This window comes from Pseudomonas sp. RW3S2, from assembly GCF_014268955.1.
Lineage (GTDB): Bacteria > Pseudomonadota > Gammaproteobacteria > Pseudomonadales > Pseudomonadaceae > Aquipseudomonas > Aquipseudomonas wayambapalatensis.
In genome coordinates this window covers 541620-555180 of the sequence record NZ_JABWRM010000001.1, presented here as the reverse complement: position 1 = coordinate 555180, position 13561 = coordinate 541620, and the positions used below count along the sequence as shown (strand labels likewise).

General features: G+C 62.8%; 14 protein-coding genes and 1 tRNA gene. 7 read left to right on the top strand and 8 right to left on the bottom strand.

Translation table 11 applies throughout. The features are described from left to right. The first annotated feature begins 16 nt into the window (after positions 1–16). Entirely contained in the window at positions 17–2146 is a 2130-nt protein-coding gene (locus tag HU748_RS02585; protein WP_186719080.1) for a TonB-dependent siderophore receptor, read from the top strand. A 119-nt stretch (positions 2147–2265) separates the two neighbouring features. Here the strand turns inward: HU748_RS02585 and HU748_RS02580 are convergent. Next, positions 2266–2355, bottom strand: a tRNA-Ser gene (locus HU748_RS02580). Positions 2356–2644: 289 nt separating this feature from the next. Between HU748_RS02580 and HU748_RS02575 the strand changes: the two genes are divergently transcribed. The 3 genes from HU748_RS02575 to HU748_RS02565 all read left to right on the top strand — a co-directional run bounded on the left by HU748_RS02575 (position 2645) and on the right by HU748_RS02565 (position 5226). Next, positions 2645–3334, top strand: coding sequence for a crotonase/enoyl-CoA hydratase family protein (locus tag HU748_RS02575; RefSeq protein ID WP_054891971.1), 690 nt, complete (start codon positions 2645–2647; stop codon positions 3332–3334). A gap of 130 nt (positions 3335–3464) precedes the next feature. Continuing rightward, on the top strand, positions 3465–4184 hold the full coding sequence (locus tag HU748_RS02570; RefSeq protein ID WP_186711228.1) for a lysophospholipid acyltransferase family protein: 720 nt from the start codon (positions 3465–3467) through the stop codon (positions 4182–4184). A gap of 70 nt (positions 4185–4254) precedes the next feature. Continuing rightward, complete coding sequence (locus HU748_RS02565; protein WP_054891973.1) at positions 4255–5226, top strand: magnesium and cobalt transport protein CorA; 972 nt, start codon at positions 4255–4257, stop codon at positions 5224–5226. Between the two features lie 80 nt (positions 5227–5306). Here the strand turns inward: HU748_RS02565 and HU748_RS02560 are convergent, their stop codons facing one another. Then, positions 5307–6041 (bottom strand): amidotransferase, encoded by a 735-nt coding sequence (locus HU748_RS02560; RefSeq protein WP_186666542.1) that lies wholly within the window; start codon positions 6039–6041, stop codon positions 5307–5309. Positions 6042–6568: 527 nt separating this feature from the next. Here HU748_RS02560 and HU748_RS02555 point away from each other — a divergent pair. Continuing rightward, positions 6569–7369, top strand: a complete 801-nt coding sequence (locus HU748_RS02555; protein ID WP_186711227.1) for a cytochrome c — start codon at positions 6569–6571, stop codon at positions 7367–7369. Positions 7370–7406: 37 nt separating this feature from the next. Here HU748_RS02555 and HU748_RS02550 read toward each other — a convergent pair whose 3' ends face one another. The 4 genes from HU748_RS02550 to HU748_RS02535 form a co-directional block, all read right to left on the bottom strand. After that, positions 7407–7739 (bottom strand): ribonuclease E inhibitor RraB, encoded by a 333-nt coding sequence (locus HU748_RS02550; protein ID WP_186666546.1) that lies wholly within the window; start codon positions 7737–7739, stop codon positions 7407–7409. Between the two features lie 183 nt (positions 7740–7922). Next, a complete protein-coding gene (locus HU748_RS02545; protein ID WP_125931685.1) occupies positions 7923–8159 on the bottom strand; it encodes a hypothetical protein in 237 nt (78 codons plus the stop codon). A 178-nt stretch (positions 8160–8337) separates the two neighbouring features. Beyond that, complete coding sequence (locus tag HU748_RS02540; protein ID WP_186666547.1) at positions 8338–10416, bottom strand: LTA synthase family protein; 2079 nt, start codon at positions 10414–10416, stop codon at positions 8338–8340. A 151-nt stretch (positions 10417–10567) separates the two neighbouring features. Next, a complete protein-coding gene (locus tag HU748_RS02535) occupies positions 10568–10759 on the bottom strand; it encodes a PLDc N-terminal domain-containing protein (protein WP_186711226.1) in 192 nt (63 codons plus the stop codon). 128 nt (positions 10760–10887) lie between these two features. Here HU748_RS02535 and HU748_RS02530 point away from each other — a divergent pair, with 128 nt between their 5' ends. Continuing rightward, complete coding sequence (locus HU748_RS02530) at positions 10888–11826, top strand: ZIP family metal transporter (protein ID WP_186666551.1); 939 nt, start codon at positions 10888–10890, stop codon at positions 11824–11826. 57 nt (positions 11827–11883) lie between these two features. Here the strand turns inward: HU748_RS02530 and HU748_RS02525 are convergent, their stop codons facing one another. Further along, positions 11884–12414, bottom strand: coding sequence for a hypothetical protein (locus HU748_RS02525; RefSeq protein ID WP_186666553.1), 531 nt, complete (start codon positions 12412–12414; stop codon positions 11884–11886). Positions 12415–12469: 55 nt separating this feature from the next. Further along, positions 12470–12991: an ankyrin repeat domain-containing protein gene (locus HU748_RS02520; RefSeq protein WP_186719078.1), complete on the bottom strand. Its 522-nt coding sequence runs from the start codon at positions 12989–12991 to the stop codon at positions 12470–12472. 268 nt (positions 12992–13259) lie between these two features. Here HU748_RS02520 and HU748_RS02515 point away from each other — a divergent pair, with 268 nt between their 5' ends. After that, entirely contained in the window at positions 13260–13532 is a 273-nt protein-coding gene (locus HU748_RS02515; protein ID WP_186666558.1) for a DUF3509 domain-containing protein, read from the top strand. Positions 13533–13561 lie beyond the last annotated feature (29 nt).

The following is a 13561-nucleotide window of genomic DNA, read 5'->3' as shown; positions in this document are numbered from 1 at the left end:
TTCCAAGGAGCCTTGCATGACCCCGCTTCGCCCCCGCCTGCCCCTCGGCCTGCTCGGCCTGGGCCTTGCGCTGCATGCTGGCCATGGTCTGGCCGATGAACGCGTGACCCTCGCCCCCTTGCAGGTCACCGAGCGCAGCGACGACGGCTATCAACCTGGTGAAGCCCAGGTCGGCGGCTGGCATGCCGCGCCACTGCTCGACACCCCGGCCTCGGTCAGCGTATTCAGCCGCCAGTTGCTCGACGACCGCCAGGTGCGCACGCTCAGCGAAGTGCTGCAAAGCGATGCCTCGGTCGGCGAAAGCTACGCCCCCATCGGCTACTACGAGAACTTCAACGTGCGCGGCTTCGAGCTCAATGCCGCCAGCAGCTACCGGATCAATGGCCAGACCATCGCCGGCGAGCAGAACGTGGCGCTGGAGAACAAGCAGCAGGTCGAATTGCTCAAGGGGCTGTCGGGGTTGCAGAGCGGGGTATCGGAGCCCGGCGGGCTGGTCAACTATGTGACCAAGCGCGCCGAGGACGCACGCAGTGTCACTGTCTCGACCAACGAGCAGGGCGAACGCTACCTGGCCACCGACCTCGGCGGCTGGTTCGGCAGCGAGAAGCAGTTCGGCCTGCGCGCCAACCTCGCGCATGAAGACATCCGTTCCTACGTCGACCACGCCGACGGCAAGCGCGACTTCGCCTCGCTGGCATTCGACTGGCAGATCAACCCCGATGCCACCCTGCAACTCGATGCCGAGTACCAGCACCGCGAACAGCGCTCGGTGCCCGGCTACCAGCTGCTGGGCGGCACCCAGGTGCCCCACGGCATCGACCCGGACGACCGCCTGGCCTACCAGCACTGGGCCAAGCCTGTGACGAACGACTCGCTGAACCTGGGCGGGCGCTTCGAGTACCGTTTCGACGAAGCCTGGACCGGCGCCCTCAGCGCTTCGCGCAGCAAGGTGGTGATCGACGACTACAGTGCGTTCGCCTGGGGCTCCAGCGAGGGTGCGTTCTTCGGCAGCAATGGCGACTACGACATCTACGACTTCCGCAGCCCCGACGACACCCGGCGCACCGACGAACTCCAGGCCACCCTCGAAGGCCGTTTCCAAGCCTTGGGCCTGCAGCATGAACTGACTGTCGGCAGCAGCGCCCAGCGTCGGACCCTTGATCAGCGTCCGTATTACAACGAGTGGCTCGGCAATGGAAACATCTACACCGGCGCGCCCGCTCTGGCGCCGTCCGAAAAACCGATCGGACATAGCGAACGCCGCCTGGACAGCCGCCAGTACGGCCTGTTCGTCAGCGACCGCATCAGCTTCAACGAGCAATGGCAGACCGTACTCGGCGCCCGCGAAGTGCGCCTGGACGAAAAGACCTGGGACGAAACCGGCACACCGGGCCGTCATACCCGCCAGTACCAGTTGCTGCCCAACGCCGCCCTGATCTACAAACCGCAAGCGGACACCACGCTGTACGCCAGCTGGTCCAAAGGCCTGTCGGCGGGCGGCACCGCGCCTTGGTTCGCCAGCAATCGCTACGAAATCCTCGCTCCGACCCTGTCGCGCCAATTGGAAGTGGGTATCAAGCGCGACTGGAAAGGCATGAGCCTGAGCGCAGCGCTGTTCCAGATCCGTCAGGCCTACCAGTACGCCCGCCCACAGGACGGCACGGCCCCGATCTATGTGCAGCAAGGCCAACAGAAGAACACCGGCCTGGAGCTGGGCGCCAGCGGCTGGGTGACGTCCAACCTGCAACTGCACGCCAGCGCCGCCGCGATCCGCGCCCGGGTGCAGAACAGCGGCACCGACGTCTACGAGGGCCACCAGGCGATCAACGTGCCCCGCCTGCGCGCGGCGCTGCAGGCCGAATACAACCTCCCGGTGCCGGGCCTGGCACTGCTCGGCGGTGCACGCTACAGCGCCAGCAAGTACGCAAGCCAAGCGGGTAACGTCGAGGTGGGTGGCTACACGTTATTCGATATCGGCAGCCGCTACCGCACCCGCATCGGTGACTACGACACCGTGCTGCGCCTGACGGTCGACAACGTCTTCGACAAGCGCTACTGGCGCGACGTGGGGGACTATCTGGGGGACAACTATCTGTTCCAGGGGGCACCGCGCACGGCACGACTGTCGGCTTCGGTCAGTTTCTGAAGATATCGCCCGCCTGCGAGCACCGGTTGAGTCGGTAATCGCGGGCGAGCCAGCCAAGCCGGATTTCACGCAAACAAAAAACCCCTGAACCTTTCGATTCAGGGGTTTCTCGTGGAATGTGGCGGTGAAGAAGGGATTTGAACCCTTGATACGATTTCTCGTATACACACTTTCCAGGCGTGCTCCTTCGACCACTCGGACACTTCACCGGATCTCTTCAAGCTATTCAGCCTGTCGAGGCGCGCTAATTTAGTAGAAGACCCTTTCTTTGGCAAGCATTTTTTTCAGAATTTTCATGCGCTTAAGCCTCACCCCGGAAAAACCCGGCCAGCCAGGGCGATGCTGCCAATCTGGCCTGCGCTTTTTCCGCATTCCTGGCGCCTGCCCCGGCGCCACACGGGGTCGGTGACGCAGGCTGACTGGCCAGTCAGCCTTGGCGCTTTACCTGGCCTGCGCCGCTGGGTAACGTCATCGCCACGCCACCCAAAGGACTCTGTCATGAGCGAGTTGATTACCTACCACGCCGAAGACGGCATCGCCACCCTGACCCTGAACAACGGCAAGGTCAACGCGATCTCGCCGGACGTCATCACCGCGTTCAACGCAGCACTGGACCGAGCCGAGGAAGAGCGCGCCGTGGTGATCATCACCGGCCAGCCAGGCATTCTTTCCGGCGGCTACGATCTCAAGGTGATGACCGCCGGCCCCAAAGAGGCTATCGACCTGGTCACCGCCGGCTCCACCCTGGCCCGCCGCCTGCTCTCGCACCCTTTCCCGGTGATCGTCGCCTGCCCCGGCAATGCCGTGGCCAAAGGCGCGTTCCTGCTGCTGTCGGCCGACTACCGCATCGGTGTCGAAGGCCCTTACAAGATCTGCCTGAACGAGGTCCAGATCGGCATGACCATGCACCATGCCGGAATCGAACTGGCCCGCGACCGCCTGACCCGCTCGACCTTCCAGCGCTCGGTGAACAATGCCGAAGTGTTCGACCCGCACGGGGCGGTGGTGGCCGGGTTCCTCGACAAGGTGGTGCCGGCCGAGCAACTGCAGGAAACGGCGCTGAGCGCGGCGCGAGAGCTGAAGAAACTGAACATGCTGGCGCACAAGAACACCAAGCGCAAAGTGCGCAAGGCGCTGCTGGAGACGCTCGACAAGGCGATCGAGGCCGATAAGGGCCACATGGGCTGAAACCAGGCCTCCTGGAGCGGTAACGTGCCGCTCCTGACAGGCCAGGACACTACAGAGCGTTGTCCGCAGGTTTGCCCCAGCCAGTGCACGGTCGTACACTGCGCCGCGACTGTCTGGTGTGAGCCGTATCATGCTCTATATGCTTCGCATGCTCCTTCTGGCGCTGCACTTCCTGCTGGTCGGCGCCGTCGGCCTGGTCATCGGCCTGTGCCGCCCCTTCAACCCCGATAACAGCCGCCTGTTCGCCCGCCTCTACAGCGTGCCGGCAGCCTGGTTCATGCGCATCCGGGTCAAGGCCGAAGTCGGCCCCTTGTGGGACCAGCCGCCCGGCTGCGTGATCGTTGCCAATCATCAATCCAACTACGACCTGTTCATCCTCGGCCAGGTGGTTCCACGGCGTACGGTCGCCATCGGCAAGAAGAGCCTGGGCTGGATTCCGTTGTTCGGCCAATTGTTCTGGCTCGGCGGCAACGTGCTGGTGGACCGCAAGAATGCCTACCAGGCGCGCAAGGCGATGCAACTGACCACACGGATCCTGCGCGATGACACCTCGATCTGGATCTTCCCCGAAGGCACGCGCAACCCGGCGGAACAGCTGCTGGCGTTCAAGAAAGGCGCGTTCCACATGGCAGTCGAGGCCGGCGTGCCGATCGTGCCGGTGTGCGTCAGCCGCTACTCCAGGCGCCTGAGCCTCAACAGCTGGCGACGGCGCACGGTGATCGTCCGCTCGTTGCCGCCGATCGCCACCCATGGCCTAGGCCAGCAGGACGTGCCCGCGCTGATGGAGCAATGCCGCCTGCAGATGCAGCAGTGCATCGACCGCATGGAGCGGGAATTGCCGCACGCCTGAGCCGCCAGCTTGCTCTGCGCCGCAGCACGGCCCAAGCTGTCGAGGTGTCCAACCGAAGAAGCAGGCAACCATGGGTCGAGTCGTCGCAGCGGCGGTGTACAGCGCCGGGAGAAAGGTCACCAACATCAGCCTGGATGAAGGCAGCGAATGGGCACGCAAGCCCGGGCATTTCGTCTGGATCGGCCTGGAAGAGCCCAACGCCCAGGAACTGGCCAACCTGCAACGCCAGTTCGGCCTGCACGAACTGGCCATCGAGGACGCCCTCGAGAAACACAGCCGCCCCAAGCTCGAAACCTTCGGCGATGCGCTGTTCATCGTCACCTATTCGCCGGTGCGCCATGAGGGCAAGCTGGAGTTCATCGAGACCCACATTTTTGCGGGCAACGGCTACATCATCACCTGCCGTAACGGTCATTCGAAATCCTACGCCCTGGTGCGCCAACGCTGTGAAGCGCGGCCGCTGCTGCTCGAGCACGGCGAGGACTTCGTGCTCTACGCCCTGCTCGACTTCGTCACCGAAAACTACCAGCCCGTCAGCGAGGCGATCCATGGCGAGATCGAGGAGCTGGAGCAAAGCGTGCTCAGCGGCTCGCTGCAAGAGCAGGACATCCGCCGCCTGCACAGCTTGCGTCGCGACATCCTGCGGCTGCGCCGCTACGTGGCGCCGATGGTGGAGATCGGCGAAGAACTGCAGCGCCTGAGCTTCCCTTTCATCGACAAGAACATGCGCCCGTACTTTCGCGACGTGCAGATCCACGTCACACGGCAGATGGAAGACCTTGTCGGCATACGCGACATCGCCAGCCAGACCATCGAGATCGGCATGCTGCTGGAGTCGTCACGCCAGAGCATCGTGCAGCGCAAGTTCGCTGCCTGGGCGGCGATACTCGCCTTCCCCACGGCCATTGCCGGGATCTACGGGATGAACTTCCAGAACATGCCGGAGCTGGGCTGGCACTACGGCTATTTTGCGGTGCTGGGGGTGATCGGGGCGGGATGTGCGGGGCTGTACGCGAGCTTCAAGCGCTCGGGATGGTTGTAACCGGCCGAGTACCGAGTCGTTCTTTTCGCGGCGGTTCGGTGCTCCGACAACCCCGCGAAAAGAACGATGCAGTGGCAGGCTCAGGCAGCGCTCTGCTTGCCCTTGCGCGGTTGCTTGACGAACCGCATCATCCACTCGCCCACCAGATCGCCCTGGTGCTCGGTGGCAAGGCTCGCCACCGCCTTGTGATACACCTCATCCCCCAGAACGTCCTGGCGCGCATCGAGCAGCGCACGGGAATAGTCGTGGACAAACTCCGGATGCCCCTGGAAGCACAGCACCTGGTCACCCACGTGATAGGCCGCATTCGGGCAGAAATCGCTGGAGGCGATCAGGGTCGCGCCTTCAGGCAACGCGGTCACCTGGTCCTGGTGGCTGATCAGCAGGGTCAGCTCGGTCACTTCAGGATCCATCCACGGCGCATGGGCCGCCAGGCTGTAGCGGTGGATACCCAGCCCCCAACCGCGGTCGGCGCGCTCGGCCTTGCCACCCAACACCAACGCCAGCAACTGGTGACCAAAACAGACACCCAGCAGCTTCTCGCCCCGCTCATAGAGCTTGAGCAGGTAGGCCTTGAGGGTCTGAATCCAGGGATCGGAACCGAACGAGTCGGCCTTGCTGCCGGTCACAAGGTAGGCATCGAAGGTTTCACCTTCGGGTGGGTACTCGCCGTTCATCACGTTGTAGACGCGAAACTCGGCGGCGATCGGCTGACGCGAGAACAGCTGCTCGAACATCCTTCCGTAGCCCTGGTACTGCGCGGTCAACTCCGGTCGCAGGACATCGGTTTCAAGGATGCAGATGCGTAACGACATAGGGATAGTCCTGAACGACATGTGGTGGAATCTGATGTAGAGACTGACGCGAAAGACACGTACAAGCAAGAGGTGTGCACTGACGAACGGTCACCTTGCAGGCCCTGCCCGCGCAGCCTCCACGATGTGTCTAGTCAGAGCATGCCAGCTAAATGGCCAGTGGCCTCATAACGTTCGGAAATGCCTGCTGTCACGCTTAGAACAAAGCGTTCTCAAACAGGCCCGGTGTTCGCCCTACTGTTGGGTGTAGATATCCACGCAAGAGGCACGCAAGGCCTGCGTTTCATACGCCACAGTGATCGACCCGACGCAAGACAAGGAAGCCAAAGGCTATTCAGGAATAACAACAAGAAGGCGGTCCGCCATGTTCAGACAATCGAAAGTACGCCAAGCCGGACTCATACTCTTCGCCACCACGTTGCTGCTGATCCTGCCGAACCTGACACGCTTGTTCGGCTGACGGCAGCGGTGGCATTCACAGGCTGCGCAGGAGTAATCTGCCGACCTTTCAGGGTTGGAGATCGTTCATGCGTCATTGCCTGAGTTTGCTGTTGCTGCTGGTCAGCCTGCCGCTGGCAGCCGCGCAATTGACGCTGGAGCTGGGCAACGGTCAACGCCAATGGCAATCCGAGCAATTGCTCGAACACCCGCAGGCGCGTGCTATCGACATCCCCCAGGATGTCGCCTACAAACGCCCCATGCATTACCGCGCCGTGCCACTGGCCACCCTGCTCGAAGGAGTGAAGCCGGGCGATCACCTGCAAGCGGTGGCACTGGATGGCTTTGCCGCGGAGATGCCCGCTGCGCAGTTGCTGCAGGAAGGTCCGGCACGGGCCTGGGTGGCGGTGGAAGATCCGCGCCAGCCGTGGCCAGCGCTGGCCCAGGACAAACCCGGTGCCGGCCCGTTCTACCTGGTCTGGACCAACCCGCAAGCCAGCGGCATCCGTCCCGAGCAATGGCCCTACCAGATCGCCAGCATCCGCCGCCTGGCGCCGGTCGCCGAGCGTTTCCCTGCCCTGTTGCCAGCGCCCGAACTCCCCGCGCAAGACCCGATACGCCAGGGTTTTGCACTGTTCCAGCAGAACTGCCTGGCCTGTCATCGCCTCAACGGTGCGGGGGATGCCCAGTTCGGACCAGACCTGAACCTGCCGCACAATCCCACCGAGTACTTCCAGCCGGGTTACCTGCGCCTGTACATTCGCGACCCGCAGAGCCTCAGGCAGTGGCCGCAGGCTCGCATGCCGGGATTCTCGAAGGATGTGTTGAGCGAGCAGGAGCTCGATGCGCTGATCGCCTACCTCGGGCACATGGCCAAGCGGCGACCTTGAGAGGAATGCGCGGGGCCGCAATGCAGCCCCGAACGCGTCAGGCGATGGGTCTTTCCTGTTTGACGCCCCAGCCCTCGACCTCGCCTCCCAGCGGCGAGATCACCGCCTCGAAGGCCTCCTCGAAAGCCCCGATCCCTCGGTAGGTGGCGTACATGACCTTGCTCAGCTCCAGGTGCCAGGCGCCGTCATCGCGCTCGCGTACCTGGGCATTGATCGACTCCCCGCGGAATTGCCCCGCGGCCCGGCGTGCCCCGACTTCGTCTGGAAAAGTGGCATAGAACTCGATGGGATGGATCTGGGTGAAGTCGAAACCACCCGCTTTCATCTGGCGAAGCACGCTGCTGCTGATGTCTTCGTTCTGGCTGCTCATGAAACGTCCTCCTGAAAAACCCAAGGGATAGACTTTCCGTGCACTACGCACCTGCCGGCAGCCCGCAAGGGGCCTGGCAGTTCGAGCTGATGCAAGACGCGAATGAAAACGGCGTAGACCCGCAGAAGACCAACGCCTCTGTCCAGCGTAGTGCGGATGACGGCACCTTGCCAGTTGCCCCGTTCAGGGCGCTTCGTGAATGGTGGTGATGATCACGCCGTTCTGCTCCTTGAGCCACAGCGCGGTAGGGGAAGGCTTTCGGTCCTGGAAATCGTTGAGGTCCAGTTCATCCATGAGCGGAAACAGCTTGGAGCGGATGGCCCGCGCCGCATCCTCTTCACTGGGCAGATGCTCGCTTTTGAGCAGCAGGGACTGCGGTACACCTTTCTGATCAGCAAAGATGACTTCCCACTCTTTCATTGATCGACCCTCTTGGAAGCACAACGGTCAGTGATATCCGTACTTAGCTGACCATACACAAAGGCTGATGTTCAGAGTGGCTGAGAGATGGAGATGAAGATTTCTTCAGCAAGCGATGACAGAGGCCGCAAATGAAAAAGCCCGCCATCATCGGCGGGCTTCTGCACACGGGTAGCCGTTACTCAGGCTTGCCGTGAACCACACCGGCGGTGTTGTCCAGCAGACTCTTGGTCGCGGTCTGGATATAGGCCTCGAGCTTCTTGAGCATTTCCGGCTGGTCCGGACTTTCGATCAGTTCGGCCTTGAACTCACGCCCCAGCTGGTAGCGATACATCCGTGGCGTCATGTCCTTGGACTCGATGAGGATGTGATCACCCTGCACCAGGCCAACGATCTGCTCGCTGCCCGATGGCTTGATCATGCCTACGCCCTGGTCACCGGCCGGCAGGTTGAGCAGGTCACGACCCCAGCACTGGTGACGGGTGTCGCCACCCAGGCGCCCCATGATGGTCGGCACGATATCGACCTGGGTGCCAACGGTATGGTTGACCGCACCGAACTTGTCCTGGATACCCGGGGCGATCAGCAGCAGCGGCACGTTGAAACGGCCCAGATCCAGCTCGGTGACCTGTTGGTGGTTACCGAAACCGTGGTCGCCGACGATCACGAACAGGGTCTCCTTGAAGTAGGGCTCCTTGCGCGCCTTCTCGAAGAACTGCCCCAACGCCCAGTCGGAGTAACGCATGGCGGTCAGGTGCTCATCCAGGCGGCCTTGGCCGGTGACCTTCTCCACCGGCAGGTCCTTGGGCAAGGCGTACGGGGTGTGGTTGGAGAGGGTCTGGAGCAAGGCGTAGAACGGTTTCTTGCCGTAGTTGTGGGCCAGCTCCTGATTGGCACGGTCGAACATGTCCTGGTCCGAAACACCCCAGGTCGGGTCGGAGAACACCGGATTGACGAAGTCGTTGCGGCCGATGAAGGTGGTCATGCCCTGGTTGCCGAAGAACCCGGACTGGTTGTCCCAGGCGAAGTCGCCGTTGTAGACGTAGACATCATCGTAGTCGCGGGCGCTGAGCAGTGCCGGCAGGCCCGAGAGCTTGTGTCCGCCCTCTGGGGTCTGCATCAGGTACTCGAAGCCCGGCAGGTTGGGGAAGCACGCCATGGTGGCGAACATGCCCTGGTGGGTGTGGGTACCGTTGGAGAAGAAGCGGTCGAACAACAGCCCCTCCTTGGCCAGCTTATCGAAGTACGGGGTGATGTTGTTCGGGCTGCCCAGGGCGCCCACCGAGTGACCAGCGAAGCTCTCCATGAGGATCACCACCACGTTCTTGATCGGCAAGGTGTTGCCGGCCGGCGGCACGAAGTCTCGGCGGATGGCCGCCTGGTCGGCATCGACCAGCGTGTCGTTGGGGGTCAGCAGCAGGTCACGCACACTTTGCTGGGCGACTCCGGTTTCCAGTACCGGTTTCCAGATATTGGCGCGGTCTTCACCGAAGCGGCTCTTGGCGGCGTCGATCAGCGTCAAGGTGCCGTTCAGGCCCAGCTGGTTGACGAAGTTGGAGTCGGTGGTGAAGGCATCACCCCAGCGCATGGGTGGGCCCTGGCGCAGGGTGCCGCGGGCGGCGACCACCGCCACCACCAGGATGACCATGAACACCGCCAGGCGGGCGTACCAGGGTGCGACACGGCGCTGAGCGACGATCTGGCCGCTGCCCTGGCCACCACGGGTCAGGCGGTCGATACCCTTGAACAGCAGGCTCAGCAGCCAGGTGCCGAACAACCACGCCAGCAGGTAGCGAACCACCGGGAAGCCGTACCAGAGCATGCTCATGACGGTCTTGGGGTCTTCCTTGATGTACTGGAAGACCAGGCCATTCAGGCGCTGGTGAAATTCACGGTAGAAATCCAGCTCCATCAGGCCAAGGAACATCACGACGCTGGAGCTGACGGTCAACCAGAAACGGAACAAGCCGCGCCGCGCCATGGCCCAGGGGCTGTTAAGGGCCAGCAGTAGCGGAATGCTCAGGTACACCACCACCCGCAGGTCGAAGCGCAGGCCGTTGAGGAAGCCTTCGGCCACCGTGGAGTACGGGGTGTCGCCGATCATGTCGCTGTTGTAGATCAGCAGCGCCAGGCGCACCAGGCTGAGCATCAGCATGATCAGCAGGCCGCTGAGCAAGGTGTAGGCGAGGTGCGATTTGAGGGTCGGCGAGAACGGTGCCGACGCGGCCCGTTGCTTCAAGGCATCCGTGTTAGCCATGAATGGGAAGATCCTAGGATTTCGGGGTTGGGAAAGGCGCTGACGCGGCCTCGCAGTCCTGTGCCGGACAATCGCCGGCAAGGGCCTATACATTAAATGTGCGGCGCGGAGTTTGGTTAATGCCGTGTGAAAATTTTGTCACGATGAACGGTCAGAGGCGCACGTTACCCCGTGGCCCTGCAATTGCCCAGATGATCAGGCCCAGCACCGGCAACAGCAGGATGAGCAGAATCCACAGGATCTTGATGCCTACCTCGCTGCCACTTTTCAGCACGTTGATGATCGCCCAGATATCCAGGGCAAGAATGATCAGCCCGACCAGGCCGTTGAAGGTAGATCCCATGCTGCAGCTCCTGCGTGAACGTTCCTGTGGCTGAGCATAGTCCGCTATCGGCACGATAGAAGGGAATCCTTGGCCGGGCTGGCAGGTCACTGGATAGACTGCTGTCATCCATCGCTTTCGAGGTTCCCATGCCACCCGCCCACAGCCACAGCGCCGCCCCTCCTTCACTCATCCATGCCTGGCGCCAGCAAGCGCTGAGTACCCCCTGGCTCAGTGCAGGCCTTGGCTTGAGCCTGCTGGCGATCGTCTTCCTGCTGCTGGCCAGCCTGTGGAATGCCGTCAACGGCGATCATTCGCAGAACCTGCACCTGGCGGTGCTGGGTGGGCTGTCGGGCTTCGGCGCCACGGCCCTGGGCGCGGTGCTGGCCGTGGTGCTGCGCGATGTCAGTGCCCGCAGCCAGGATGTGATGCTGGGTTTCGCTGCCGGCATGATGCTCGCCGCCAGCTCGTTCTCGCTGATCCTGCCGGGTCTGGATGCCGCCCGGGAAATCACCGGCAACGGCCCCGCCGCTGCGGGCGTCGTCGTGCTGGGCATGGGCCTGGGCGTGCTGCTGATGCTCGGCCTGGACCGCTTCACCCCACATGAGCACGAGAGCACTGGCCCTTGTGGGCCGGACGCTGAACGAATCAGCCGGGTGTGGCTGTTCGTGCTCGCCATCACCCTGCACAACCTGCCCGAGGGCATGGCCATCGGCGTGAGTTTCACCAACGGTGACATGAGCATCGGCCTGCCGCTGACCAGCGCCATCGCGATCCAGGACATCCCCGAAGGCCTGGCCGTGGCCATGGCCCTGCGCGCCACAGGACTGTCGAACTTCAAGGCCGCGCTGGTGGCGATCGGCTCTGGCCTGATGGAGCCGCTGGGGGCAGTGATAGGCCTGGGCATCTCCACCGGCTTCGCCCTCGCCTACCCGATCAGCATGGGCCTGGCAGCGGGCGCGATGATCTTCGTGGTGTCGCACGAGGTGATTCCGGAAACCCATCGCAACGGTCACCAGACCTCGGCAACCCTGGGCCTGATGGGCGGCTTTGCGGTGATGATGTTCCTCGACACCGCGCTGGGCTGATCTGCAGGAGCCCCATGGGGGCGGCGTTCGCCGCCCCTGCAACACACAATCACAGCGTCAGACGTGCACCGCGACCTTCAAGGCCTCCAACGCCGGTTCCACCTTGATGCCCAACTCGGCGCCCAGCTCCAGCGCGCGCGCCAGGTCCTGCTGACCGACCATCACCATCTGCAGCTCGTCATCGAGCAACTGGCTGAAGTTCAGCAGCACATAGCCGCCCGCTTCCTTGTTCAGTGCACCCATCTGCACCTGGATGCGGTTGAGCGCGGTCAGCGGCTCGGTGCGCGCCAGTTGCTTGGGCTTGAGGGTGAATGGCACGCTCTTGTCGAACGAATCGGTGATCGCCTGGAACAGGTCCTGGTAGCTGTCGGCCTGGAACACCACGGTGTCCGGCAGACTGCCGAGCACTACCCATTCGCCCAGTGGGATCGGGAAACTGTCGTCGTAGTTGATGTCTGGATTGGCCGCAAGAAAAGCGGCAGGGTCGGCGTAGGCCTGGGCGGCCTCGTCGGCGATACGCTCGATGTCAGCCTCGCGCAGGCAACCGGCGCCGATGAGGCTGATGAATTCGAGCAACTGGTTTTTCATGGGGTGCCCTGCTTGGCGATTGGCGAAAAAGGCGCCAAGGATACCCCCCGAGGTGTCAGCCTGCCAGCGCCTGCAGGCGAGCGGCTGCTTCGCTGGCACCCATGGTCTGCGCTGCGGCCAGTGCGGTGGCGCCACGTGCATCCTGGCGCGCCGGATCAGCGCCCTGGGCCAGGAGATAGTCGAGGATTTCGCTGCGGTTGAACATCGCTGCCAGCATCAATGCCGTACGGCCATCGCCCGCCGCCGCGTCCACCGGCACTCCGTGTTCGATGAACAACCGGATCATCGCCAGGTCGCCCTTGAAGGCTGCACCGGCTATCGGCAACTGGCCATTGTCGTTGGCGATCAAGGGGTCCGCGCCATGGGCCAGCAGCACTTTCACCGCCTCGTGATGACCGTGGTAGCTCGCCAGCATCAGCAAGGTGTCGCCCTTGTGGTTGCGCAGATTGGCCGGCAGGCCACCGTCCAGCAGACGCTCGAGCATGGTGGCATCGCCACGACGGGCGCGCTCGAACACTTCTTCGGCGAAGGCGGCGGATTCTTCTTCGGTCATGGCGGTGGGCTGTTGGTCGGACATCTGGAACCTCCTGGCAAGTGTGATGGCCCAATTTTGTGTCAGGCCATCGTCGAACGGCAAAGGTTCAGATTCTATGGGACCGAGAGGCAGGCTCTATGACCTTGCAAAATGCACTGTGCAAAATGCACGACCATGCACAATGCACGGCAGGCGACTTCTTGAATTGCCTTAAATTATTGTTTTTAAAGGAGTTTATTTTTACTTAAGGCCTGGCACGGTCACTGCAACCATCAACTCACGTCTGCAAACCTACACGTCAGGAGTTGATATGGACCTCATCCAGGAAAAATTCGTCTCGGTCTTCGCGGCCTATCAGGTCGACACCAAGTCCCGTCCGGACGGCGGCATCCTGCTGACCCTGCGCGCCGCCGACGGCACCGTGACTCGCCGCGTGCTGTCCTATGCGCAACTGCACAGCGCCGAACAGCTGTCCTGGGCCATCAGCGCCATTCGCCGCGACCTGGCCGAGCAGGCCAGCGAGCTGCCGGTGATCTCCATGCTGCAGAGCCAGCAACGTTTCGCCCTGCCAACCTATCGTTGACAGTGCCGCCCGTTTCGCGGGGCAATCCT

Coding starts and splice junctions, on each gene's coding strand:
- HU748_RS02565 (WP_054891973.1), top strand. CDS start 4,255: ATGGGTCGAGTCGTCGCAGCGGCGGTGTACAGCGCCGGGAGAAAGGTC.
- HU748_RS02520 (WP_186719078.1), bottom strand. CDS start 12,991: ATGTCCGACCAACAGCCCACCGCCATGACCGAAGAAGAATCCGCCGCC.
- HU748_RS02575 (WP_054891971.1), top strand. CDS start 2,645: ATGAGCGAGTTGATTACCTACCACGCCGAAGACGGCATCGCCACCCTG.
- HU748_RS02550 (WP_186666546.1), bottom strand. CDS start 7,739: ATGAGCAGCCAGAACGAAGACATCAGCAGCAGCGTGCTTCGCCAGATG.
- HU748_RS02525 (WP_186666553.1), bottom strand. CDS start 12,414: ATGAAAAACCAGTTGCTCGAATTCATCAGCCTCATCGGCGCCGGTTGC.
- HU748_RS02540 (WP_186666547.1), bottom strand. CDS start 10,416: ATGGCTAACACGGATGCCTTGAAGCAACGGGCCGCGTCGGCACCGTTC.
- HU748_RS02560 (WP_186666542.1), bottom strand. CDS start 6,041: ATGTCGTTACGCATCTGCATCCTTGAAACCGATGTCCTGCGACCGGAG.
- HU748_RS02585 (WP_186719080.1), top strand. CDS start 17: ATGACCCCGCTTCGCCCCCGCCTGCCCCTCGGCCTGCTCGGCCTGGGC.
- HU748_RS02530 (WP_186666551.1), top strand. CDS start 10,888: ATGCCACCCGCCCACAGCCACAGCGCCGCCCCTCCTTCACTCATCCAT.
- HU748_RS02535 (WP_186711226.1), bottom strand. CDS start 10,759: ATGGGATCTACCTTCAACGGCCTGGTCGGGCTGATCATTCTTGCCCTG.
- HU748_RS02545 (WP_125931685.1), bottom strand. CDS start 8,159: ATGAAAGAGTGGGAAGTCATCTTTGCTGATCAGAAAGGTGTACCGCAG.
- HU748_RS02515 (WP_186666558.1), top strand. CDS start 13,260: ATGGACCTCATCCAGGAAAAATTCGTCTCGGTCTTCGCGGCCTATCAG.
- HU748_RS02570 (WP_186711228.1), top strand. CDS start 3,465: ATGCTCTATATGCTTCGCATGCTCCTTCTGGCGCTGCACTTCCTGCTG.
- HU748_RS02555 (WP_186711227.1), top strand. CDS start 6,569: ATGCGTCATTGCCTGAGTTTGCTGTTGCTGCTGGTCAGCCTGCCGCTG.